General features: G+C 61.4%; 22 protein-coding genes and 1 pseudogene. 21 read left to right on the top strand and 2 right to left on the bottom strand.

Annotated features, from left to right (window positions below; all coding sequences use genetic code 11):
* The first annotated feature begins 8 nt into the window (after positions 1–8).
* From FO488_RS11705 to FO488_RS11610, 20 genes and pseudogenes are all read left to right on the top strand, one after another.
* Entirely contained in the window at positions 9–971 is a 963-nt protein-coding gene (locus tag FO488_RS11705; RefSeq protein ID WP_149210720.1) for an ABC transporter substrate-binding protein, read from the top strand.
* A 38-nt stretch (positions 972–1,009) separates the two neighbouring features.
* The gene (locus FO488_RS11700; RefSeq protein WP_149210719.1) at positions 1,010–1,939 is read left to right on the top strand and encodes an ABC transporter substrate-binding protein; all 930 of its coding nucleotides are present in this window, start codon (positions 1,010–1,012) and stop codon (positions 1,937–1,939) included.
* On the top strand, positions 1,921–2,766 hold the full coding sequence (locus FO488_RS11695; protein ID WP_149210718.1) for an ABC transporter permease: 846 nt from the start codon (positions 1,921–1,923) through the stop codon (positions 2,764–2,766). Before FO488_RS11700 ends, FO488_RS11695 begins: the two co-directional genes overlap by 19 nt.
* Before the next feature lie 4 nt (positions 2,767–2,770).
* Positions 2,771–3,616: an ABC transporter ATP-binding protein gene (locus tag FO488_RS11690; protein WP_149210717.1), complete on the top strand. Its 846-nt coding sequence runs from the start codon at positions 2,771–2,773 to the stop codon at positions 3,614–3,616.
* A gap of 372 nt (positions 3,617–3,988) precedes the next feature.
* A complete protein-coding gene (locus tag FO488_RS11685) occupies positions 3,989–4,333 on the top strand; it encodes a NifB/NifX family molybdenum-iron cluster-binding protein (protein ID WP_168206003.1) in 345 nt (114 codons plus the stop codon).
* A gap of 12 nt (positions 4,334–4,345) precedes the next feature.
* Entirely contained in the window at positions 4,346–5,221 is an 876-nt protein-coding gene (nifH, locus tag FO488_RS11680; RefSeq protein WP_149210715.1) for a nitrogenase iron protein, read from the top strand.
* Positions 5,222–5,242: 21 nt separating this feature from the next.
* On the top strand, positions 5,243–5,899 hold the full coding sequence (locus FO488_RS11675) for a DUF1847 domain-containing protein (RefSeq protein WP_149210714.1): 657 nt from the start codon (positions 5,243–5,245) through the stop codon (positions 5,897–5,899).
* Positions 5,900–5,909: 10 nt separating this feature from the next.
* A pseudogene (locus FO488_RS20445) lies at positions 5,910–6,724 on the top strand (ABC transporter ATP-binding protein).
* Complete coding sequence (locus FO488_RS11665; RefSeq protein ID WP_149210713.1) at positions 6,721–7,542, top strand: ABC transporter substrate-binding protein; 822 nt, start codon at positions 6,721–6,723, stop codon at positions 7,540–7,542. The pseudogene FO488_RS20445 and the gene FO488_RS11665 overlap by 4 nt, the downstream one beginning before the upstream one ends.
* Positions 7,539–8,567, top strand: coding sequence for an ABC transporter substrate-binding protein (locus tag FO488_RS11660; protein WP_149210712.1), 1,029 nt, complete (start codon positions 7,539–7,541; stop codon positions 8,565–8,567). Before FO488_RS11665 ends, FO488_RS11660 begins: the two co-directional genes overlap by 4 nt.
* 58 nt (positions 8,568–8,625) lie before the next feature.
* Positions 8,626–9,528 carry an ABC transporter permease gene (locus FO488_RS11655; protein WP_149210711.1) on the top strand — a complete coding sequence of 301 codons (903 nt, stop codon included), beginning with the start codon at positions 8,626–8,628 and terminating at the stop codon, positions 9,526–9,528.
* A gap of 47 nt (positions 9,529–9,575) precedes the next feature.
* Entirely contained in the window at positions 9,576–10,625 is a 1,050-nt protein-coding gene (locus FO488_RS11650) for an ABC transporter substrate-binding protein (protein ID WP_168206001.1), read from the top strand.
* Between the two features lie 11 nt (positions 10,626–10,636).
* Positions 10,637–11,401, top strand: coding sequence for an ABC transporter permease (locus FO488_RS11645; protein WP_240731885.1), 765 nt, complete (start codon positions 10,637–10,639; stop codon positions 11,399–11,401).
* Positions 11,402–11,411: 10 nt separating this feature from the next.
* The gene (locus FO488_RS11640) at positions 11,412–12,770 is read left to right on the top strand and encodes an epoxyqueuosine reductase (protein ID WP_149210709.1); all 1,359 of its coding nucleotides are present in this window, start codon (positions 11,412–11,414) and stop codon (positions 12,768–12,770) included.
* A gap of 58 nt (positions 12,771–12,828) precedes the next feature.
* Positions 12,829–14,349 (top strand): nitrogenase component 1, encoded by a 1,521-nt coding sequence (locus FO488_RS11635; protein ID WP_149210708.1) that lies wholly within the window; start codon positions 12,829–12,831, stop codon positions 14,347–14,349.
* Positions 14,346–15,689 (top strand): nitrogenase component 1, encoded by a 1,344-nt coding sequence (locus tag FO488_RS11630; protein ID WP_149210707.1) that lies wholly within the window; start codon positions 14,346–14,348, stop codon positions 15,687–15,689. Before FO488_RS11635 ends, FO488_RS11630 begins: the two co-directional genes overlap by 4 nt.
* Before the next feature lie 398 nt (positions 15,690–16,087).
* A complete protein-coding gene (locus FO488_RS19685) occupies positions 16,088–16,381 on the top strand; it encodes a hypothetical protein (protein WP_149210706.1) in 294 nt (97 codons plus the stop codon).
* Between the two features lie 234 nt (positions 16,382–16,615).
* Complete coding sequence (locus tag FO488_RS11620) at positions 16,616–18,331, top strand: tannase/feruloyl esterase family alpha/beta hydrolase (protein WP_168206000.1); 1,716 nt, start codon at positions 16,616–16,618, stop codon at positions 18,329–18,331.
* A gap of 77 nt (positions 18,332–18,408) precedes the next feature.
* On the top strand, positions 18,409–19,470 hold the full coding sequence (locus FO488_RS11615) for a vitamin K epoxide reductase family protein (RefSeq protein ID WP_149210704.1): 1,062 nt from the start codon (positions 18,409–18,411) through the stop codon (positions 19,468–19,470).
* A 298-nt stretch (positions 19,471–19,768) separates the two neighbouring features.
* Entirely contained in the window at positions 19,769–20,197 is a 429-nt protein-coding gene (locus FO488_RS11610) for a hypothetical protein (RefSeq protein ID WP_149210703.1), read from the top strand.
* 124 nt (positions 20,198–20,321) lie between these two features.
* Here the strand turns inward: FO488_RS11610 and FO488_RS11605 are convergent, their stop codons facing one another.
* Both FO488_RS11605 and FO488_RS11600 read right to left on the bottom strand, forming a co-directional pair.
* The gene (locus FO488_RS11605; RefSeq protein WP_205743265.1) at positions 20,322–21,017 is read right to left on the bottom strand and encodes a response regulator transcription factor; all 696 of its coding nucleotides are present in this window, start codon (positions 21,015–21,017) and stop codon (positions 20,322–20,324) included.
* Positions 21,014–22,429 (bottom strand): PAS domain-containing sensor histidine kinase, encoded by a 1,416-nt coding sequence (locus FO488_RS11600; protein ID WP_149210702.1) that lies wholly within the window; start codon positions 22,427–22,429, stop codon positions 21,014–21,016. Before FO488_RS11600 ends, FO488_RS11605 begins: the two co-directional genes overlap by 4 nt.
* A 574-nt stretch (positions 22,430–23,003) precedes the next feature.
* Here FO488_RS11600 and FO488_RS11595 point away from each other — a divergent pair.
* The gene (locus FO488_RS11595) at positions 23,004–23,399 is read left to right on the top strand and encodes a cytochrome c3 family protein (RefSeq protein ID WP_149210701.1); all 396 of its coding nucleotides are present in this window, start codon (positions 23,004–23,006) and stop codon (positions 23,397–23,399) included.
* Positions 23,400–23,455: the final 56 nt, after the last annotated feature.

The raw sequence follows: 23,455 nt of genomic DNA, 5'->3' as shown, positions 1-23,455 counted from the left end.
TAACTGACATGGGCATGTGGAAAACCGGGATAATTGTCGTCGGCGTTCTTGCCGCCATGGCGGCCGGCATGGGTGGGGCTGCCGCGGCCCGCAAGGACGCAGCCCCCGCCAGGGTCATTATTGCCGACGCCAAGACGACCAACCACCTGAACCTGTATGTGGCCCAGGAACGGGGGCTGTTCAGGAAACACGGGCTCGACGTCGCCATCGTGGAGGCCAGGGACCCGGCCCTGGCCCGCGACCTGGTGGTCTCCGGCCAGGCCGACGTCTTCTGGTCCTGCCCGTCGGTGGCGGTTACGGCCATCGCCAACGGTGCGCCGCTCAAGATCATCGCCCAGGTCAAGACCCCCTGTTCCTCGCTGCTCGTGGTTCCCAAGGGCTCTTCCATCAGGTCCTACAAGGATTTGAACGGAAAACGCATTGCCGGCAGTTCCCCGGCCTGCGAGGCGGTCATTGCCTACGAGAAAAAGGCCCGGGAGGCCGGCGCGCACTTTGTCCTGGAAAAACTGGCCGGAGGTCCGGCTATCGTGGCCCTGGATTCGGGCAAGGTGGATGGCGCCATTCTGGAAGACCCGCACCTGGCCATCGCCGAGATCAAGGGCTATCGTGCGATCCTGCGCGACGCTCCCCAGAGGTTTCCCTGCCGGACCATCACGACGCGCACCGCCTATCTCCAGGAGAACCCCGAGGCACTGAAGCGGCTGGTGGCGGCCGTCCGGGAGGCCAATGCCCTCATCAACAAGGCCCCGGCGTCCCGGAAGATCGCGGAGACCGCCCAGAAATACACCGGGGTGCCGCAGCAGACCGTCACGCATGCCGCCCGCCGTTTCACGTTCAGCGACAGGATCGATGAAAAGGGGTTGAACACCCTGGGGGAGGAGTTGGCAGCCCTGAGGGAGATCCGGGAGAACCCGAAGGATAACCTGTATGCCGCTGCACTCAAGGGGATTACCTGGGGTGTCGCCCGCTAAATCGTATCAGCAGCGGAGCCACGGAGGATTCACAACGGATGGACCGGAAACTACAAGCACTCGCCCCATGGTTTGCGCTGCTCTTCACGGCAATCCTGCTGTGTGCCGCATGCCAAAAGAAGAATCCTTCCCAGGGCTCCGCCCAGGCGGGCTCACCGCAGTCGTCACCGGCGCTCCGTATCGGTTATGGCGACAGCCCCCTGCTCGGGCCGCTGTACGCCGCCGATGAACGCCAGGCTGGCCGGACGCACGCCTGGCAAGCGGTCCCCATCGGCAGCGGCGGCGACATCGGCTATTCCCTGATCTCGGGCACGATCGACGCCGGGTTCGTGGAGACCGCCAAGGCGGTCAAACTGCTCAAGGCGCCCGGCGGCGAGACCCTCAAGGTGGCCGGGGCCGTGCAGTTTCCCTACGGCGCCACGCTGGTGATCCGCAAGGATCTCTCTATCCGCCTGGGGGACCTTGCCGGCAGGACCATTGCCGCCCAGGAGCCGGATTGCAAGCTGCTCCACCAGTTCAGGAAGGATGCCCGGCGCCTGGGCGTGGATGTGGACCGGATACGCACCCGTTTCATGTCCTTCGACGAGATGGTGCCGGCCCTGGAAGCGGGCAAGGTGGATGCCGTACTGGTGAAGGGCTCCTACGCGGTGCTGGCCGAGCACCTGGGACACAAGGTGCTCTACCAGAATTGGGACATCAAGGCCGGCGACGAGTGCTGCCCGGCGGCCCTGGCCCAGAGCGACTATTTTCTGGTGGTCAGGGGAGGGGCCGTGGAGGCGTTCAAGCCGGTGGTTCAGTCGCTGCTGGCGGCCAGCGCACTCCCCCCCGCCGAGTTGCGCCAGGCGGTGGGCAAACGGCTCGGCTATGCGCGGGAAGATCTGGAACGGCTGCCGACGGCGAGCTTTGTGGCGGTGGGCGACGATCTGCGCAAGGAGCTGGGGGAGGGGCGATGCCTGGTGCTCCGCTGACCGTGGGCGTGACGGCTGCCTCCTGGCGGCAAACGCTGCCGGCCGAGGCGCGGCTCTTCTGGCGGTCGTCCTTCGGCAGCCTGCTGTCCCGCGAGTCCCTGACCGTGCTGATGCCGTTGCTGATCCTCTGGGAACTGCTGCCCCGGCTCGCTCTGGTACCCGCTTCCCTTGTGCCGCCGCCGTCAACGCTCTTTTCCTCCTTCAGCCTGATGCTCCAAAAGCACCATCTGCTGGCCCACCTGGGGGCGAGTGCGCTCCGCTTCTTCCTCGGCTTCACCCTGGCGGTGGCGACCGCCTTTCCCCTCGGTGTGTTGATAGGGTGGAACCGGTTCATCCGCAAGCACTGCCTGCCGCTGTTCCAGATCCTGGCGCCGATCCCGCCGCCCGCCTGGGTGCCGGTCACCATGGTCGTGCTGGGCATCGGCCTGCCGATGCAGGTCTTCCTCATCTTCCTGGGGGTGTTCTACCCGGTGCTCTTCAGCACCTACCAGGGGATCAGCGAGACCAATCCCCGCTACATCGCCTCGGCCCGCGTCTTCGGCGCCAGCGAATTCACCATCATCATCCATGTTCACATCTGGCACGCCCTCGGTTCGGTCATCATGGGAATCAGGATCGGCATTGCCCTGGGACTGGTCATGCTGGTGGTGGCCGAGATGCAGAGCGGCGGCAGCGGGGTCGGCTACCTGCTGCTGCGGGGCAAGGAGTATTTCCAGATCGACCATATGGTGGTCTGCATGCTGATCCTGGGGGCTGCGGGATGGCTCATGACCGAGATCATGAAATACGCCGAGCTGAAGTTGGCCGTATGGCGCATGGAGCGGTGACGCCATGATCGAGGCGGTCGGTATCACCAAAACCTTTCCCGTGCCGGACGGGCAGGGGGGCACGACGGACAAAACGGTGCTGCAATCGGTGTCCCTCACCATCGGGGACGGCGCCTTTGTGTCTCTGGTCGGGCCGACCGGCTGCGGCAAGTCCACCTTCCTGGAGATCCTGGCCGGTCTCCAGACGTCGTCCCACGGCGAGGTGCGTATTGGCGGCACGCCGGTACTGGAACCGCTTTCCGTAACCCGGGACGGGATGAAGGGCTCCCGGAAAAAACACCGCTTCCTTTCCCCCATCGCCAACAGCCTCTTCCGCAACAAACCGCGGCACGACATGGCCATGATCTTTCAGGATTACGCCGTCTTCCCCTGGATGACCGCCCGCCAGAACGTGCAGTTCGTCCTCGGCCTGCGCGGCGTCCCCCGCAGGGAGCGGGAAGAGTTGGCCCGCCACTATCTGGCCATGGTCGGCCTGGAGGAGGCTGCCGACAGCTACCCGTCCCGCATGTCGGGCGGCATGCGCCAGCGCCTGGCCCTGGCGCGGGCCTTTTCCGCGGAACCCCGGATCATTCTGATGGACGAGCCCTTTGCCGCCGTTGACGCCCTGACCAGGGAGAAACTTCAGGACGACCTGTTGCACCTCTGGGAGAAGAGCGGCACCACCATTGTTCTGGCGACCCACGACGTGGGCGAAGCGGTCTGCCTCTCCGACGAGGTCTTTGTCCTTTCCCAGGCCCCCGGAACGATCAGCGAACGGGTCGTTATTCCCTTGCCCCGACCGCGCCGACACCAGGCTGTTGCCATGCAGGCGCTGAAAGAGCGGATACTGTCACACTTTCCCGTTCCGTAATCCGGCCGTCGGGCCGCGGCCATGCCACGTCATCCCCATCCTCTCCCACACTTCATAATTATCCCCCTGATAGCTCAACAAACCGAGGCTGAAAACGGGCGTGTCTTTGCCCTGTTTTTACGAATACTTCAATAAAATACAAAATAGATAGACATAATATTATTTTTTTGTTGACGAAACCGCCTTGGAATGTTAGTTTTAACGCCACTTAAGCAACATCTGTTAAGTCAAGAAATATCATTCGCTGTTTCCGTTTCACACGCAATCACACCGGCAACGGCCGACCAGACACACTGGAGGTCAAGGCAGGGCGATAATTTCGCCCATACCTTGACCTCTTTTTTTATTTTTACCCCGACGAGGAGTGGACACATGGACGTGAAGATCGCCGTGGCAAGCAGCGACGGGGCGACGGTAAACGAGCATTTCGGCAGGACGCGGGCCTTCCGCATCTACCGGCTGCACGACGGCGGGCATGAATTCCTGGAACTGCGGGAGAATACCCCGGCCTGCGTGGGGCAACAGCATGACGACGATGTGCTGGACCGGGCCGCGCAGCTCATTGCCGACTGTCGCGGGGTGGTTGCCGCCCAGGTCGGTCCCGGCGCCATCGACGCCCTCATCGGCCACAGGATTCTTGCCTTCACCATGGGGGGCTCCATCGACGAGGCCCTGGAAATAGTGCGGTCATCAAAACGCTTCACCTACATCACCTAACCGGAGGAACAGATGGCAAAAAAACCGAAGCAGATAGCGATCTACGGCAAGGGGGGGATCGGTAAGTCCACCACCACCTCCAATATCACCGCCGCCCTGTCGGTGGCGGGCTACAAGGTCATGCAGGTCGGCTGCGATCCCAAGAACGACTCCACCGTCACCCTGCGGGGCGGCACCTATATCCCCACGATCCTGGACACCCTGCGGGAAAAGAAGAGCGCCAAGGCCAGCGAAGTGATCTTCTCCGGTTTCAACGGCGTTCATTGCGTGGAGGCCGGCGGACCGGCGCCGGGGGTCGGCTGCGCCGGCCGCGGTATCATCACCGCCATTGAACTGCTCAAGCAGCAGCGGGTCTTCGAGGAACTGGACCTGGATTACGTGATCTACGATGTTCTGGGCGATGTGGTCTGCGGCGGCTTTGCCGTGCCGATCCGGGAAGGGATCGCCGAGCATGTCTTCACGGTGTCGTCGTCGGACTTTATGGCCATTTACGCCGCCAACAACCTGTTCACCGGCATCAAGAAGTACTCCAACAACGGCGGCGCGCTTCTGGGGGGCGTGATCGCCAACTCCGTCAATGCGCCCTACGCCAAGCACATCATCGACGATTTCGTGGCCCGCACCAATACCCAGGTTATGGAGTACGTACCCCGCTCCATCACCGTCACCCAGTCCGAGTTGCAGGGCAAGACCACCATCGAGGCCTTCCCCGATTCCGAACAGGCCCTGGTCTACAAGAAACTTGCCGACCGGATTGCCAACCACACCGACTCCAAGGTGCCGGAGCCGTTGAGCGCGGAGGCGCTGCGAAAGTGGGCCGCCGACTGGTCCGATCAGATCCTGGCCGTTGAAGCCGGGGAAGTGCGCAGCAACGGGGCGAGCATCTAATACCATCCTTCGGAGAAAACCATGGCCAAGAAAAAGAACGTACTGACCTGTGGCGACTGCGCCACCATCAACTGTAACGCGCGGACCTCCGTTTTTCCCGCCTTCTGTCTGACCGAGGCAGAGGATAAACAGGAAATCGAGGAGGTCAACCGCATCTACCGTGAAGACCCGCTGGTGTCGAAGATCTCCAACGCCGCCGCCGAGATCGAGGGGACCTACTACGGCAGGCTGACCCGCGTGGAGGAGGTGGCCGCCTTTGCCCGCCGCATCAAGGCAAAAAAGGTCGGCATCGCCACCTGCGTCGGCCTGATCAACGAGACCAAGAACTTCATCACGTTTCTCGATGCCCAGGGGATCCAGAGCTATACCGTGGCCTGCAAGGTCGGTTCGGTGGACAAGACCGAACTGGGCATCCCGGAAGAGCACAAAATCAACAAGGGACAGCACGAATCGGCCTGCAACCCGGTGCTCCAGGCCCGCATCCTGGCCAGGGAAAAGACCGACCTGAACGTGATCGTCGGCCTGTGCGTCGGTCACGATTCCATGTTCATCAAATACTCCAAGGCGCCGGTCACCTACCTTGTGGTCAAGGACCGCGTGCTGGCCCACAATCCGGTGGGCGCACTGTACACCAGCCACTCGTATTACAAGCGGCTGGCCGACAAACGGGATCTGTGAGGATAGCTCCATGTACGAAGTGACATTGTCCAACGTTAATTATTCCTACGGTGACCAACGGGTCCTGCAGGACATCACCTTTACCGCCGAGCCGGGAGATTTCGTCTGCCTGCTGGGGCCGTCCGGCTGCGGCAAGAGTACGCTCCTGCGGCTTCTGGCAGGGCTTTCCTTCCCCTCGTCGGGGGCATAACCCTGGACGGGAAGCAGATCAGCGGTCCCGGCCTGGACCGGGGCGTGGTCTTTCAGGATTACTCCCTGTTTCCCTGGATGACCGCGGGCCAGAACATCGTCCTGGCCCTGGAGCAGGCCTTCCCCGGAAAGAAGAAAGAGGAGTACCGGGAGACGGCGGCCGACTATCTGGAGATGGTCGGTTTGGCGGGCGCCTATGACAAACTGCCCGGCCTGCTTTCCGGGGGGATGCGCCAGCGGGCCGCCATCGCCCGGGCCTTTGCCATAAATGCGCCGGTGCTCCTGATGGACGAGCCCTTCGGCGCCCTGGACGCCATCACCCGTGCCCGCCTCCAGGACCTGCTGCTCCAGCTCTGGCAGCAGCGGCAGGACGAACGCAAAACCGTCTTCTTCGTCACCCACGACGTGGAGGAGGCCATCCTGTTGGCCAACCGCATCGTGGTGCTGGGCGTCAATCCCGGCACCATCAAGGGGGTCTTCGAGGTGAATCTGCCCCGTCCCCGCATCCGCCAGGAGCTGTACCACAACCAGTCCTTCCAGGCGCTGCGGGACCGCCTGGTCACGGTGCTGTACGAAAACATCCTCTCCGAGCTGGATGCCGGTCACATCGTCGAATCCCAGGGGGACGGGATATGAATTCCCGGCGCGTCCAGCGGATGACCGCATCGCTGTCCATGGCGGTACTGCTGCTGGTTTTCGACGCCATGCCCTGCCGTGCGGCGGGGAAAATCTTCCGCCTGGGCTACCTGGACCACCCCGGCAGCGCCCTGTGCCGCGTTGCCGCAACAAACGGCCATTTTCGCGAAGAAGGACTGCAGGTCAGACTGGTCGCATTCCAGGACACCGCCGGCGGCCTGGCCGCCCTTGAAGCAGGGACCATCGATGCCGGGGCTTTCATGGCCGGGGAGGCGCTGGGGGCGATCGCCCGGGGCAAGGAACTGCGCATCATCGCCGGCGGCGGGACCCCCATCGATACGGGCCCGCTGGCAGGCCTGGACGAAAACGCCCGGAGCGAACAGGAACGCAGGGGGATCGTCGTGCTCGTACCGGCAAACAGGCCGGCAGCCGAAAAAGGCACCATCATCAGCCTGACCGCCGCCCTGATCCGCGCCCACCGCACGTTGCAGCAACAACCGGCCGCAACCAGACGGGCAACGCTGCAAAAGCTGGCGCAGGGAACGGTCGCCCCGGATATCCATTTCGACCCCAACCCGGACTATTGGCGCATGCTGCGCATCTGGCAGGGGCTCGGCCTCCAGAGTGCCGCCATGCAGCGCGATTTTCTGGCAAATCATGTCTATGAAGAGATTTACTGCGATGCCCTGGACCGCCTGCTGATGGGGCCCATGGACCCGGTCCTGCAGGACCTGTTTTCCAAGGCGGTCTGCACGCCCAATTGCTGCCCGGCAAATTCCGGCAGACTATTTACGTTACAAGGAGGTAGTAGCCAATGAAAAGGATCATCGCCGCATTTCTGCTGTCAACGCTCATGATGTCCGCCGCCGTTGCCGCGGACCTGCCCCGGCTTCGGGTGGGGTATGTCCCGGAGCCGGCCCACGGGCTGTACTTCGTGGCCAAGGAAAAGGGGTACTTCAAGGAAGAAGGGGTGGATGTGGAACTGTTCCAGTTCGGCAGCGCCGCCGAGGGGATGGCGGCGCTCAAGGCCGAAAAGCTGGATGTGGGCACCTTCGGCACCACCGCGCCCCTGTTGTTCATCTCCAAGGGGTCCGACTTCACCTTTTTCGGCGGCATGATGATCGGCGGGCAGGCCATTGTTGCCCGTCCCGATCGCCTGGCCGAACTCTCGGGCAAGAATCTCAAGGTCTTCAAAGGGAAGAAGATCGGCTTGGTGAAACTTTCCACCGGTGACGTGATCTTCAAGGGAGCCCTGAAAAAAGCCGGCATCGACTGGAAAAAGGATATCACCTTCGTTGAGCTGGGCTCGGCCACGGCGGTGGTGGAAGCGATCAAGAAAGGCGCTGTGGACGCGGGGCTCCTGTGGCCGCCCCACTTCTCGCTGGCCGAGAAGAACAGCGGCTTGAAGGTGGCCCACTACCTGGAAGAGTTCTACCCCAAGTACACCTGCTGCCGCATCATTGCCCCAACGGCCAAGCTGAATGCCGACAAGGAGACCTATCGCCGTTTCCTGGCCGCTATGATCCGGGCCTACCGGTTCTATAAAACCAACCCCGACGAGACGGTTCGGATCTATACCAAGTCCCTGAAGATCGACGAAGACATCGTCCGTAACGAAACCTACGTGAAAAAGGTGGCCGAGTCGAATCCCGACCCGCTCCGCAAGGGGATCCTGGATTTCTGGAAGCATATCCGCGAAGCCGGCTATATCCCCCAGGACTACCCGATCGACAAGCATATCAACACCGACATCTACAAGCAGGCGCTCGATTCAGTGATCAAGAAAAACCCGAAGGACAAGGTCTATCAGCAGATGCTGAGTTTCTACAAAAAGAACGATTGAGAAGGCATTCCAGGGCGTCCATCCGGAACAGCACATCCATGCCCATTAGGATAAACCCATGAACCAGATAACAACCACTTCCAACCTGCTCTTTATCACCCTGCTGGCGGCCATTTTCTGGCCGTCGGCGGGACCGGTCCCCTGGCATCTTTTTACCGTGGCCATGGCGGTCAAGGCCATTGATCTGGTCGTTCGGGCTGCCGTCAGAAATGAGGTGTCCCGCCGGGGAGCCGGCGATGTGAGCGCCATCATCCTTGTCGCCCTTCTGGCATGGTACGTGGCCACGTCCCGCTTCATCGTGCTGGACAAAATGCTCTTCCCCCAGCCGGAAGCGGTGTTGCGGCTGTTCGTGGCCGAATTGCCGGACATGCTGAAGGGGCTGGTGAACTCTCTGATCCTGCTGGTGAGCGGGTATCTGCTGGCCTTGGCGACCGCCCTGCCGCTGGGGCTTCTGGTCGGCTGGCGGGTCCGCCTGTTCCATGCCGTCAATCCGTTCACCAAGGTGCTGGGGCCCATTCCGCCCATTGTCTACATCCCCTATGCCATTGCCCTGTTGCCGAGCTTCCGTGCGGCCTCGATCTTCGTGATCTTCATCGGCGCTTTCTGGCCCATTTTCATCAACACGGTCAACGGCGTCTTCAACATTCCCAAGGGGCTCTTGGACTCGGCGCGGGTACTGGGGCTGAAGGAGCGCACCCTGCTGCGGCGGGTCATCCTGCCGGGCGCCATGCCCTCCATCTGCACCGGGGCTACGCTTGCACTGGTCTTTGCCTTCGTGCTGTTGACCGCCGCCGAACTGATCGGCGCCAACTCAGGCATCGGCTGGTATGTGAAGAACTTCGCCGACTTTGCCGACTACCCGCGGGTGGTCGTGGGCATCATCTTCATCAGCCTGGTGGTGACGGCCATTACCTTCGGCACGGAACGGCTTGAGCGCCATCTGCTGAGGTGGCGGAACTGAATATTACAAACATGTGCTCCACTTCCACACTATTAAAGGAGAATCGGATGAAACTGAAACGAGCTGTACTGACAGGCAACATCATTGCCCTGGCGCTGATCGCGCTGCTTGTGACCATGACCGGGGCCGAGGCCAAGCAGCAGGGAAAACTCAAGGTCGGCTATACCCCCGGCGGCGCCAGCATCCTGGCCTTTGTCGCCCAGGATCAGAAGCTTTTCGCCAAGGAGGGTGTCGAGGTCGAATTGGTGCAATTCAGCAGCACCGGCGACGGCCTGAATGCCCTCAACAGCGGCAAGATCGACATCGGCATCTCCTTCGGCACCGCGGCGCCCCTGACCTTTATTTCCAAGGGCTCCGACTTCACCATCATCGGCGGGGCGCTGGCAGGGGGACACCCGGTCATCGCCCTTCCCGCACGGGCCGGGCAGTTTAAAACCATCAAGGACTTCAAGGGGAAAACGGTTGCCGTCCCCCGGCTCTATACGGCGGACGTGGTCTGGCGCGGGGCGCTCAGGCGCGCCGGGATCGACCCGAACAAGGATCTGAAGATCATCGAGCTGAAAAATCCGCCTGCTGTTCTGGAAGCGGTCAAATCGGGCAAGGTCGATGTGGGGATCGGCGCGTCGTCCATCTTCCTGCAGGCCAAGGAGTCCGGCCTCGCGATCGTCGGGTGGAGCAACGATTTCTTTCCCCAGCACCCCTGCTGCCGCATCGTGGCCAAGGGCAAGGCGGTCAGCGGCGACCCGGACGTCTACCGGGCTTTCCTGCGGTCCCTGCTGCAAGCCGAAAAGATCAAGGACACCAACTCGAAATTGGCCCAGAGCATAACCAAACGCTACATGAATATCGACGACAACCTGGCAGCCACCTTCGTGAGTGAACCACACCAGCACGTCAGCGTCGATCCCGACAAGCACCGGGTCAAGCAGATGTGGCATGAGCTGAAGGATATCAACTATGTCACGTCAGAGTTGGACATTAATCGTTATATCAACACCCAACTGTACCGCGATGCGCTCGGCGAACTGATCCGCCGCAACCCCAAGGACCGTTATTACCTGAATGCTAAAAAACATTTTGAAAAGCAGAACAATTAGAGGGAACCGCCGTGCTACTGACCAGAATCGCTAAAAAATACACCGGGACGGCCATCATCATCCTGATCTGCGTGGCCCTTTTCGAGGTGGCCACCGACATCACGGGATGGCTGGAACCGGTCCTGTTCCCCGGGCTGTCCCGGATTCTCCCCGCATTTGCCGAGGCGTTTCCCAAGCTCATGGAGGGTCTGCTGAGCTCCTTCGGCCTGCTGTTGCCCAGCTATGTCCTGGCCCTGGTCCTGGGAATCGTCCTGGGGCTGTTCGTCGGCTACCACCAGGCCGTGCGGACCACGCTGATGCCCCTTTTCCGGGGCATCAGCCCGATCCCCCCCACGATGCTGATACCGTATGCCATCTCCGTGCTGCCCACCTTCTGGCTCTCATCGGCGTTCATCATCTTCATGGGCGCTTTCTGGCCCATACTGATGGGAACCATCCATGGGGTGGTGCTGCTGGAGGAGCGCTACCTTGATAACGCCAGGGCGCTGGGGCTGCATGGCCGCCGCCTGCTCCGCCTGGTGGTCTTTCCGGGCGCGCTCCCCCATATCTTTGCCGGCGCCGGGATGGCGCTGGTCTTCAGTTTCATCCTGCTGACGGTTGCGGAGATGTTCGGGGCCAAATCCGGCATGGGGTACTTCATCCAGTACTATGCGGACTTCTCCGACTATCCCCGGGTCCTCGCCGGCATGATCTTCATGTCCCTCTTCATCATCCTGATGATGGAACTCTTCGATGCGGTCCAGCGCAGGGCACTGCACTGGACCGGGAAACGGTAAGGAGACCGCCATGTCCGGCCAGAGTTCAGCCGAAAGCACGTCGCTGTTTGTCAACGAGATCCCCAAGTGGGGCGAACCCTACCCGAATATCCTCAACCGCCGGTCGGTATTGGAATGTCTGAAGGACTACCTCCTTGAGGCAAACTACTATGGCTACCGGCCCGACCGGCGCAAGGTGCTTGCCGTGCGCACCTCGGACCGGACAGCCAGCCTGCGCAACGCGAGCACCCCCATCCGCCAGGAGGTCTACTACTTCATCGAGGGGGAGCTGTTCCCGGAAGAGGGGACCACCCGCCTGAACGACGGGCAGAGCGCGGCGGAACTGGCCGAGGCGTTGCTGGAGGCTATCTACGAACAGCTCTCCATCTGGAACGCCTATGACTTTACCAAGGGGTCGCCCCCCGGTTTCCGCAAGCCCTTTGACACCCCCCTCATCGTCAAGGGGTCGCCCCATCCCAACCCGGAGCAGAAGACCAGGAGGCGGGAGATCGCGAAGGGGATCAACCCCCAGTTTTTTCTGCCCGATCCGGTACCGAAGAATGCGGTTGACGGAGAGATTCAGCCCGATGTGCCGTATGACGAGCTGCTCGGTTTCGTGACGAACCTGGTGAAGACCGATTTCCGCAACGCCCTCCCGGAAGGGGCGAACCTGCCGATCTGGGCGGAACCGCTGATGGGCATCGCCTCCGCCCATGATCCGCTGTTCGAGCGTTTCCAGGACCCGGAGGTGGTCGGTCCGGGGCACCGTCTCCCCTATGAATGGCTGCCGGGCGCCCGATCGGTCATCAGCGTCTTTCTGCCGTTCACGGAGCACATATCGGCAAACTACACACGGGAACAGCGCTATTCCGCCATTGAATTCTCGTCCGGCAAATGGAATGGCTCCAAGTTCCTCAACGTGGTCCGCCGGGCCTTGATCCGCTTTGCCCGGCAGCACGGCGGGGAGGCTGTCGCGCCCAATATCGACCCCCGCTATGATTCCGACGGCTGGCGGCCGTTCTGGTCGGAGCGGCATGCCGCCTTTGCCGCCGGACTCGGCACCTTCGGCCTGCATCAGAATTTCATCTCCGAAAAGGGGGCCTTGGGGCGCCTCTGCAGTGTCGTCACCACGTTGCAGCTGATCCCGACGGAGAGACGATACACGGAGGTCTACGGCTACTGCCTGTACGCCTACGACGGAAGCTGCGATGCCTGCATCCGGCGCTGCCCCACCGGGGCCGTTACCGCTGCCGGCAAGCTGCCCGGCAGGTGCGAGACCCACGGCAACAAGGAACATTTCAAGGAGTGGAATTACGGCTCCTGCGGCCATTGCTCCACCAATATTCCCTGTTCACGGCAGATCCCGGCAAAGATCAGAAAGACGCTGTAATGGGCTGTCGGAGCGGGAAAGAACGGGAACATCCGGAAAAACGGAGAAAGGAACAACCATGAGCTATATCGATCTGAAATCCCCCCCCAAGCGTGAAGACCGGCTCAAGGCCTGTATCGCCCACGGCGGCACGATCTGCGAGATGGCCGGCGCCAAGGGCAAGAAGTCCTGCCTGCACGACGACGGCGAGCGCTCCTTCACCCAGGGGTCCATCTGTCTGATCCTGCCGGCCCTGGCCATGCTCAACACCCTGCCGGACAACGTGGTGCTGCTGCACAGCGCCATCGGCTGCGGCGGCTGCACCCACTCCCAGAACTCCAATGTGCGCTTCGGCGGCACTGTGCGCTGGGGGCGCCCCAAGGACGGCATCTGGCTTTCCACTGCCATGGACGAAACCGATGTCATCACCGGCGGCGAAGAGAAACTGGAAAAGGCCATTATCGAGGCCGACCGGCGCTACCGCCCCTTCAGCATTACCGTGGTGGCGGGCTGCGTGCCCGGCATCATCGGCGACGACATCGACGGCGTGGTGCAGCGGGTCCAGCCCCAGGTCACCGCCAAGCTGCTGCCGGTGCATTGCGAAGGCTTCAAGACCAAGATCTGGGCCACGGCCTACGATGCGGTCTATCACGGCATCGGCCGCACCCTGCTGCGGGAGGGGGAGCAGGCCCCGACCGAGGACGGTCTGGCACCCTTCAAGGGGCTGGAGCGGCTGCCACGTACCGTCAACCTCATGAACGTGTCGTCCATGGGGCGGGTCGATGAGGTGGAGTTGGAGCGCCTCCTGACCACCCTCGGCCTGGACGTCAACGTCTTCCCGGTCTTCGCCCATCCCGAGAACATGGTCAAGGCCACCCAGGCGGCACTCTCCGTCAGCACCTGCCCGACCCATGACGACTACTTCCTCGGGTATCTGGAGGAGCGTTTTGGCGTTCCCTCCCTCATCCGCCACATGCCGATCGGCATCGAGAACACCGGCCTCTGGCTGCGGGACGTGGCGGCCCGTTTCGGCGACGAGGAAAAGGCGGAGCGGATCATCGAGCATGAGGAACGGGAACTGCGGGAGGCGCTGGCGGTGTTCCGCCCCCTGTTCGAGGGGAAGCGGGTCTTCATCAGCGCCGGCGAGTTCCGCGCCCTGGCGACGGCCCGGTTGCTGGAAGAGCTGGGGTTCACGGTCACGGGCATCCGCTCCTTCCACCACGACGAATTCGCCGAGGTGGAGTACCGGAAACTGGCCAATTCCAGCAAGGAGGATTACGTGGTGGATATCGCCAACGTGCAGCCTTTCGAGGAGGCCAACCTGCTGAAAAGGCTCAAACCGGACCTGTTCCTGGGGCATGCCAACGGCAACGGCACCGCCGCCAAGCTCGGCATTCCCACCCATGTCATCTACAACACCGGCCTGGCCTATATCGGCTATCGCGGGGTCTACGAGGTTGCCCGCCGCCTGTACCGCCAGCTCAAAAATCCGATCTACAACCGCAAGCTGGGCGAAAATCTCCGGCTCCCCTACAGCGACGCCTGGTACACGGCGGACCCCTTTTCCCATATCGATCAACGTGGAGGTAGAGCGGCATGAGTGACAATTTTATCGAACGGCCCCGTTACGTCTGCGCACTCGGCGGTGCCGCGGCAACCATCTCGGCCCTTCCCGGCGGCATCCCCATCCTCCATTCCGCCTCGGGCTGCGCCGGCAACTTCGCCTGGGCCCAGAACGGCGGCTCGGGGCTCCAGGTGGGCGCTTATTGCGGAACCCTCTCCATTCCCAGTTCCAACGTCCAGGAGCGGGAGGTGGTCTTCGGCGGCGATGCGCGCCTGCGGGAGCAGGTGGAAAGCACCATCAAGGTCATGGACGGCCAGATATTCGCCGTTTTGTCCGGCTGCGTCACCGAGGTGATCGGCGACGACATCAAAACGGTGGTTGCCGATTTTCGCAGCCAGGACGTCCCGATCATCGGCGCCGAGACCGGCGGATTCAAGGGGAACTCCTACCGGGGGTACGATCTGGCCCTGCAGGCGCTGTTTCGGGACTTCGTGGAGCGGGGGGCGGCAAAGGTCAAAAACAGCGTCAACCTGTGGGGCGTCGCGCCGTCGGCCGATCCCTTCTGGCGCGGCAACCTGGAGGGGGCGCGCCGCCTGCTGGAGGCGCTGGGGCTGACCGTCAACTCCTTCTTCACCCCGGAAGATACCATAGAGAACATCCGCACGGCCGGGTCGGCCTCCTTGAACATCGTCGTGTCGCACGTCTATGGCGTCGAGGCGGCAAGGCTGTTCGAAGAGATCCACGGCACCCCCTTCCTGAGCCTGTCGTTGCCGGTGGGGGCCAGCGCCTCGGAGGCCTTTCTGCGGAGCGTGGGCAAGGCCCTGAAGGTATCCCGCCAGAAGGTCAATACGGTCATCAACCGGGAGAAACAGGCCTACTTCCGCTTCATCGAACCGTTGACCGACTGTCTCAACGACCTGGACCTGCAACGCTATGCCGTCGTCGTCGGCGACGCCAACTACGCCACGGCCCTGACCAAGTTCCTGGCCGACGACCTGGGGTGGCTGCCCGAATTGGCCGTCTGTACCGACCCCCTGGATGACGAGGAAAAGGACCGCCTGACCAGTCAACTGAATGTGCTGGAGTCTCGCTACAAAACCACGCTGGTTTTCGAAACCGACGGCAGCCGCGCCCTGGAGCATCTCCAGCGGAAGTGGCCCGCTGCCAACGGCCAGAAATACCATAACGCTTTTGGTCCGGCCTTTGTCATCGGCAGCTCCCTGGAGCGGGAACTGGCTCAGACCATCGGCGCTCCCCACCTGTCGGTCAGTTTCCCGGTAGCCAACCGCGCCGTGCTCGACCGGGGCTACACCGGCTTCCGCGGTGGGCTCCGCTTGACCGAGGATATCCTCAGCGCCGTTGTGGCGGGGAGATAGGGGGCGTCTGCCCGGATGTGCGATTGAGCTGACAGGGGAAAGCAGGATGGCCCCGGAGGGGGTGCAGAAACTCATGCCAGCGCTCGCCGACCTGTTCCTCCCGGAATCCGGGAACGCCGGTCGTTGTCGTCATAACGCACCCAGCACAAAATGAGGCCCGCGCCGTTAGCGGGCCTCATTTTGTTTCGTCCGGGCTTGCCGCGTCGCCGGTCAACAGCTTCGTGCGGCCCCACCGGCATGTCGCCTTCCGCCAAAGAGGACCTTCCCCTCCGATAATCCCGAAATTGATGCACAACTTGGCAGCCGAGAATTTTCGCCCCCCCTAGGTATCCCCTGGCAGCGCCGTCCGGAGACGCGCCGTGGCGCCATGGGTACGGCCGTTGGCTATTTTCTGATTCATGACGTTTTTTACCCGTGTGCCCTCTCTTCTTTCCTCCCGTGATGTGATCCCTGCTTTGTCCGTGCTTGCGCACTTCTCTTCATGTGTCACTGCCGATGGAGATGGTTTGCCACGTGTACGCTGCCGTCGGCTGTTTTTTGAAAAATACTTGCACAATATTGTCGTATTTACAATATTTGGTAAAAAATTATGGGCATTTTGTTTAAAAATGCTTTTGTATCAATATGTTACGCTTGTAGGCATGGTGGTTGCTGTAGAGTGCAGGGTTGTGATTATTGTGAATGGAATATGAATTTTTGTGCAGGAAGAAAGGGGGTGACGAAGGAACTGAAATAAAGGCCATGGGCCTTGCATTGCCCGCAGGCGCCATGTGTGGCGTGCCGGTTCGGCAGGCTCCGGAATTCTCCGGTCGTCACGACCGGGAAATCCGGGATGTGCCCAATCGTCACAAGTACGAATGCAATGTTTTTTGAGGCATGGATTTTCGAAATCATGCCCCATACCACCCAGCAAAGGAGAGTATTCAATGTTGAACCGAAGTCTGTATGGTCTCGTCGTGTTGGCCGTTGTCGCATTAGTGCAGGGATGCGGAACAGACAGCGCCACCTCCCAACCCCGCCTCAGTTGTGAAAACATCACCACGGCAAATCTCGGCTTGGCTTTCGTCAATGTGTCGAGCGCCAAACTCGTTACCGACGACGCCAGCTATCCCGCATACTGTAAGGTAAGGGGCAAGGTCAACGAGCGGACCGGCATCGACGGCAACAAGTACGCCATACGCTTTGAGATGCGCTTGCCCGTCACCTGGAACGGCCGTTTCCTGTCGCAGGCCAACGGTGGCAGCGAAGGTTCCATCAGCGGGACCACGTCGGCCCTTGGCGGCTTCACCGCCCCGGGAGCCGGCACGGGCGGCGTCGTCGGCCTGACACGCGGATTTGCCGTGATGACCACCGACGGGGGGCACGAAACCTCCGATGCCCCCGCCAGTTCCGGCGCGCTGCAGGGCAGCATGTTCAGTCTTGATCCCCAGGCGCGCCTCGATTATGGCTACAACGCCGACTACACGATGGCTCCCATTGCCAAGAACATCATTCAGCGCTATTACGGCAGCGGCCCCAAGTACTCCTATATGCTGGGGTGCTCCAACGGCGGCCGCCATACCATGGTGGCGGCTTCCCGCTATCCAGACATGTATGACGGCTACCTGGCCGGCGACCCCGGTTTCAACCTGCCCAAGTCCGCCGTACAGCACGCGTGGGACGTGCAGGCCTTCAGCGCCGTCACCGGCGACATGCGCACCGCCTTCACGGCGGCTGACTTGAACCTGGTTACTACCTCGATGCTTGCGAAATGCGATGCGCTGGATGGTGTGGCGGACGGCATGATCGGCGACCTGAAGGGGTGCCAGGCCGCGTTCAAGCTGTCGGACCTGCAATGCTCCTCCGACAGCGCCTACACTGCGGGTAGCTGCCTCAAGTCCAGCCAGGTGACGGCCCTCGCCAAATCCATGGCCGGCCCGACGGATTCAAACGGCAACCAGCTCTACACGACATGGTCCTACGACGCCGGCATGAGTTCTGCCGGCTGGATAAACTGGAAATTGTTCCTGGGAAGCACCAGCAATTATCCGATTATCGTCAGCCTGGGGTCGCCTTCACTCTTCTTGACCTTCATGACCCCGCCGAAGCAGTTTACGAACAATACCGCAACTCCCACCGACCTGCTGGCCGCGCTGCAGAGCTTCAGCTTCGACACCGACGCCCCGGCGATCTACAAGACCAATTCCACCTTTACCACGTCGGGCATGGATTTCATGACCATGCCGGACCCGCTGCTCAACAGTGCCAAGGCCAAGGGAAAGAAAATCATCGTCTTTTCGGGACAGTCCGACCCGGTTTTTGCGGTGGACGACATCATCAGCTGGTTTGAAAACCTGAATGCGAAGAATAACGGCGACGCCACCGGTTTCGCCCGGCTGTTCACCATCCCCGGCATGAACCACTGCTCGGGTGGCCCGGCCCTGGATAACTTCGACGCCCTGAGCGCCCTGGTGAACTGGGTCGAGAACGGCATCGCCCCCGACAGCATCACGGCGTCCATGACTTCCACCAACACCGTGGCGGCTACCGCCTTCGGCACGTCCAGCCGGACCCGTCCGCTGTGCGTTTGGCCGAAAATTGCCAAATACAAAGGCACCGGCGACATCAACAGTGCTGCCAACTTCACCTGTTCGCTGCCATAGCAGAGATGTACCCCGTGTAACCGGAAGAGCCCGCTCAGGCGGGCTCTTCCCGCAGTAATCCACCAGGAAGGGATGTCATGAACAACGCGGAACTGTCTCTTTTTCATCGCACGATCCTTGCCCTGCTCTGCCTTGCCGGCGGCGTGGTCTCCGCCCTTTCGGGCATCAAGGAGTTGTGCAGCGACGCCTGTACGGCGGCGCATACCTTCAGCTTTTTCAACCTGCCCATGCAGCTTTTGGGCGTCGCCTATTTCGTCGGCCTGCTGGCGGTGGCGATCATCTTGGGGAAAGCACGGAAACCGGCCTGGTGGCGGCGCATCTTCACCGCCATGGTCACCATGGGCATGGGCGCCGAAATATGGTTTGTCGGCATCCAGGTGTTCCAGATCAAACGGATATGCATATTCTGCGCGGTTGTGGCGGGCATCGTGGCCATTGTCGCGCTTTTGTGGGGCGCCCTGCAGTGGCGGCCGCTGATGGAAACCATACGGGGAGGAAGCAGGATGAACATGGTGGGCAGGCTGATGGCAAGAGGGGCGCTCGTACTGACGGCGCTCGGGGCAGGGGCACTGATTTCGTTTGCCGGGCTGCGCCCCGGCACGACCGCCGGCGAGGTGGTGAACCCCTATATCGGCAACCAGATGAGCCCGGTGGAGGTCATCTTCATCACCGACTGGTACTGCCCGTCCTGCCTCAAGGCCGAACCGGCCATGACGGATATCGTCACCAAGCTGTCCGGCAAGGCCAAGTTCACCTTCATCGAGTTGAACATCCATGAGAACAGCTACAATTACGTGCCGGCCAATCTCTCGTTCCTGATCAACGAGAAGCGGGACTATCTGAAGCTGCGCCGGGCGCTGCACACCCTGGCGGCCAAGACGCCCACGCCGTCCGAGGAAGAGTTGCGGAATCTGGCACGGCAGTGCGGTGTGACCTACAAGCCGCTTCCCCTGTCGGTGGTTATCAAGGGGCTGCAATTCGCAGCCGGCATCGTCTCGAGCGCCGGGATCAACTCCACGCCGACGGTTCTCGTCGTGAACCGCAAGAGCGGGGCAAACACGGTCCTGCAGGGGGACAAGGCCATAACCCTGGATGCGGTCGGCAAGGCTGTGGATGCGGTGGCCCGAGGGCGGAACTGAGGAACGGGGCAGCATCAGTAACAACCGTTTCGGGGGATTCGTCCCGAAACGGTTGCTGGCCGCAGAACCGGGGGTGCCGATCCCCGGGCTGCACAACGGGAGCCCGTGGAGTTGTTCCTCCTTCCTCCACGGGCTCTTGCCGGACTAACGGCCGGCGTTTCATGCGCAAGGTCGTGGAACGGGCTCCCGGGAGGGGCCTGCCACCGGCACCGACATGCGGTACCCATAAGGCCAGGCAGGAGTGGCTGGGCCACCTGCTGGCGGGCATCTGACCCAAAGGATAAGGATTATGAATTTAATGAACCAGCACACGTACGGACCACGCCTATCCCTTGCGCCGGATATGCCGCTTGACTCAAGCCGGATCGCTGAAAGAAAGCTCACCTGCGACAGCCGCTACCGGAGCATCATAGGCCAACTGGACGCCATGATCGAACTGGTCCGGAGGGAGCCGGGCCGCAACCTGACCGCCGAACTGGATCGCCTCCTGGAGGCCATGATGGAGCATGTGGGCTCGGAGAACGGCTACATGGAACTGGTTGGCTTTCCCCAGGCCACCCAACACCGCCTGCATCACCAGTTTATCTGCATCAACACCGCCGAACTGCGCCACCGTTTCAGCAAAGGACAGGACGTCCTGCCCGATGAACTGGCGGATATCCGCCTCCTCTGGCTGGAGCACATCCACGTCCAGGACCGTGCCTTTGAGGAGTTCCTGGCTGCCTAGGGGGAACCAGGGAAAGCCGCACCCTGTTCCTGATCGGCTTCGCCGTGACCCCGGGCGTTGTCATCGCCGTTGTCGGCCCCGATACCACCCTGAAATCGTTTTCCGCCACGAACCGCACGGCACGCTAGAGCTTGCCGGCTTCCCGCTCCTGGTCAATGTTCTTCGCCCATTGAATCGCGTGCTGCAGAAGCTCTGAGGCATTCCTGAGGTTCAGTTTGTGTTTGATCTTCTCGCGGTAGGTGTCGATGGTTCTGATGCTCACCCCGAGCCGTTCGGCTATGTGCCGCGTTCCCATGCCGCTGCCGAGCAGGCGGAATACCTCCCGTTCGCGGTCGCTGAGGCAGAGGAAATCCTGTTCGTCCTTGCTGGTCGTACCGCTTACCGAGCGTTTTATGATCGCCGCCGCAGTTTTCTCGCTGAGATAGATGTCGCCGGAAAGCACCTTGCGAATGGCCGTGACCAGGGTTTTGGGCGCTTCCATCTTGGTGATGTAACCGTTTGCCCCGGCCCGCAACGCCTGTTCGGCATAGTACATGCCGTCGTGCATGGACAGGACGAGGACCGGCATGCGGGGATGGCTTCTGCGGACGCACTTGACCAGATCGATGCCGCTGCCGGCCGCCAGCGTCACATCCACGATGAGCATATCGGGATGGAGCCTGCCCATGGCGGTGAGGGCGGTGTTGATGTCTTCCGCGTCGCCGCAGACGACCAGGTCCTTTTCCCGGTCGAGCATGCGGGCGAGCCCCTCCCTGACGATGGGGTGATCATCCACGATCAGTATTCTGACCTCTCCGCTCGGCGGCAGGAGCATCTTCATGGTACGCTCACCCGTTGCAGCGGCAAGGAGCAGGTCAACGTCACCCCGCCCCGGTCGTTGTTGTGTAGCATGAGGCACCCTCCGAGCGTGCTGGCGCGGTATTTCATGGTTTGCAGTCCCATCCCCTTGCTCTGCACCGTGGCCGGCAGGCCGCTCCCATCGTCGCAGATCGTCAGCAGGAGCTGTCCGTCGAGGCAGCGGATCGTTACGCCGATGCTTTTTGCTCGGCCATGCTTGATGGCGTTGTTGATCGCTTCCTGGATGATGTAATACAGGTGGATCGGCACATCCTTTTCAAGGCTGCCGGGAACGTCGTCATGGCGAAACGTGCAGACGGCCCCGAACAGGGTTTCGGTCGTCAGCGCCAACTCGGAAACGGCCGTCAGGAAGCTTTCCGTATCCAACCCGACCGGGTCGAGCCCCTTGGCCAGCCGGTGGGTCACCAGCAGCGCCCTTTCGGCAATCTCCTCCAACTTTGCGGCATCGACAGCCTCGGGCAGGGCCCGGGTCTCGAGCTGCTCCTGGAGCGCCCGCGCGATAAAGGCGATCCCCGTCAGCATCTGCCCCAAACCGTCATGCAGGTCCCGCCCGAACTTCTGCTGCTCCAGGGCGCTTCGTTCCAGCAGTTCACGTTCGAGGCGCCGGCGTTCGGTGATGTCGTGGGCCACATGGACAACGCCGATCAGGTCCCCCACGGCATCCCTGACCGGATAGCCGCGCACGATATAGGTATTCGTGCCGTTGGAGCGCTCACCTGTCTCCGGTTGGCCGGTTCGCAGGGTCTTGGCGATGATGCAGCCGTCGCACGGGGTTTCCCGTCCGTGCGCCTCCCGGAAACAGTAGGTGCCGATCATTTGCTCCGGGGTCATGTTGAAGGGGGCCGCCGCATTCCTGTTGGCCCACAGGACCTTCATGCGGGTATCGCGGAAAATAATGGCGTCGGACATCACTTCCAGGATCAGGGCTTTCTCGTATTCCGACCTCTTCAGCGCCTCATTGGCCTTTTTCTGCTCGCTGATGTCGTGGGTGATGCAGTGGGTGCGCACGAGGTTGCCATTATTGTCGTAGCGCAGCCTGGCGTAGATGACGGCATCGATAACGGTCCCGTCCTTGCGGGCCAGCTTCACGTACACGTTGTCCACGATGCCGCTGTCTTTCGTAAGTTGCCAATGCCTGCTGAAGTCTTCCCGGTATTCCGGGGTATAGAACTCCCCCAGCCAGTGCCCGATAACCTCCTCCCGCGTATATCCCAAAAGATTCAGCCACCCCTGGCTGACCTCCAGAATGATGCCGTTCTCGTCCAACGAGTCGTATACGAACGGCTCGCTTTCGTACAACAGCCTGAATTTTTCGTCACTATCCCGCAGCAGTTCCTGCAGCAGGGCAATATCCTCTTTTATGTTCTCGGACATGGCAATCACTTCCTCGTACCGGGTGATGCATCAACCTGTCATCGGGAGAAGACATGGGGCTTTCCAGGGGAGGGCACCGCCGTCGTTGAGATGCCCGAGGCGCCGGTTGAGACCGCAAGCCCATGATTTACAACCTAACATTCGCATTTTTTAATTGCAATACGTTAAACCGATCCCGGCCTCGGGGGCAACTGCCGGTTTTTCCATGGCTTGCTTTCATGGAGCTCGTAACGACAGGCCTCGGCCGGCGGCATACGAAAATCTCGTACACCGTTCATGCATATTTCTCGTACGCGAAATTACGCAACCCACCTGATTGTTTCCCTGTGGACATTCTTATACGATTTTAATCGTAAAAATAGCCGGTTGGGCGTGACGGCCGGACGAGGGGCCGGTCGCGTTTCGCCTGCGGGCGGGGCGGCCCTGATCGCTTTGCATGGGGCGCGGGAAAGGGGGAGAACGATGATGCACTTTAACAGCAGGTAACGGGCAGCGGCAAAAATCAACGGCAAAAGAGGAAGCATGCAAAGACCGATGGATACGCCTGACGGTCTTTCATGGTCGGGAGGCCCTTGTGAAATGTAAAAAGTCAGGAAGCAAAACAAGTAAAGCGGCGCTGTTCCCCGCAGGAGCCCTGCTGGTACTGCTCGGCACGGTATTTTGCGGAATCTGCGTCGGCGCAGAAGGTACGCCGTATCTGGCAGACCGTCATACGACGGCAGGCCTGACGTGCGAAGATTGCCATGGTGCCGGCCCCAGGCAGGCGGTCGGCGGGGAAAAGTGCCTCAGTTGCCACGAGTCCTATCAAAAGGTTGCCCAGCGGACCGCCCGGCTGAAACCGAACCCCCACGACAATCACCTGGTAGACCTGGAGTGCACCAAATGCCACCAAGGGCACAAGGCCCAGGAAAACTACTGTAACAGTTGCCACTCCGATCTGGTCTTCGAGAAACGCCCGGAGAAAAAATAGCGGCGTTTCGCTCCGGTCGGAAAGCGGCATGATTTCAACTCACCACTTATGAGGAG

The sequence above is a fragment of the Geobacter sp. FeAm09 genome (assembly GCF_008330225.1).
In the GTDB taxonomy this organism is placed as follows: Bacteria; Desulfobacterota; Desulfuromonadia; order Geobacterales; family Pseudopelobacteraceae; genus Oryzomonas.
Note: the sequence above shows the minus strand (reverse complement) of the source record. Positions and strands in the feature narration are given on the sequence as shown.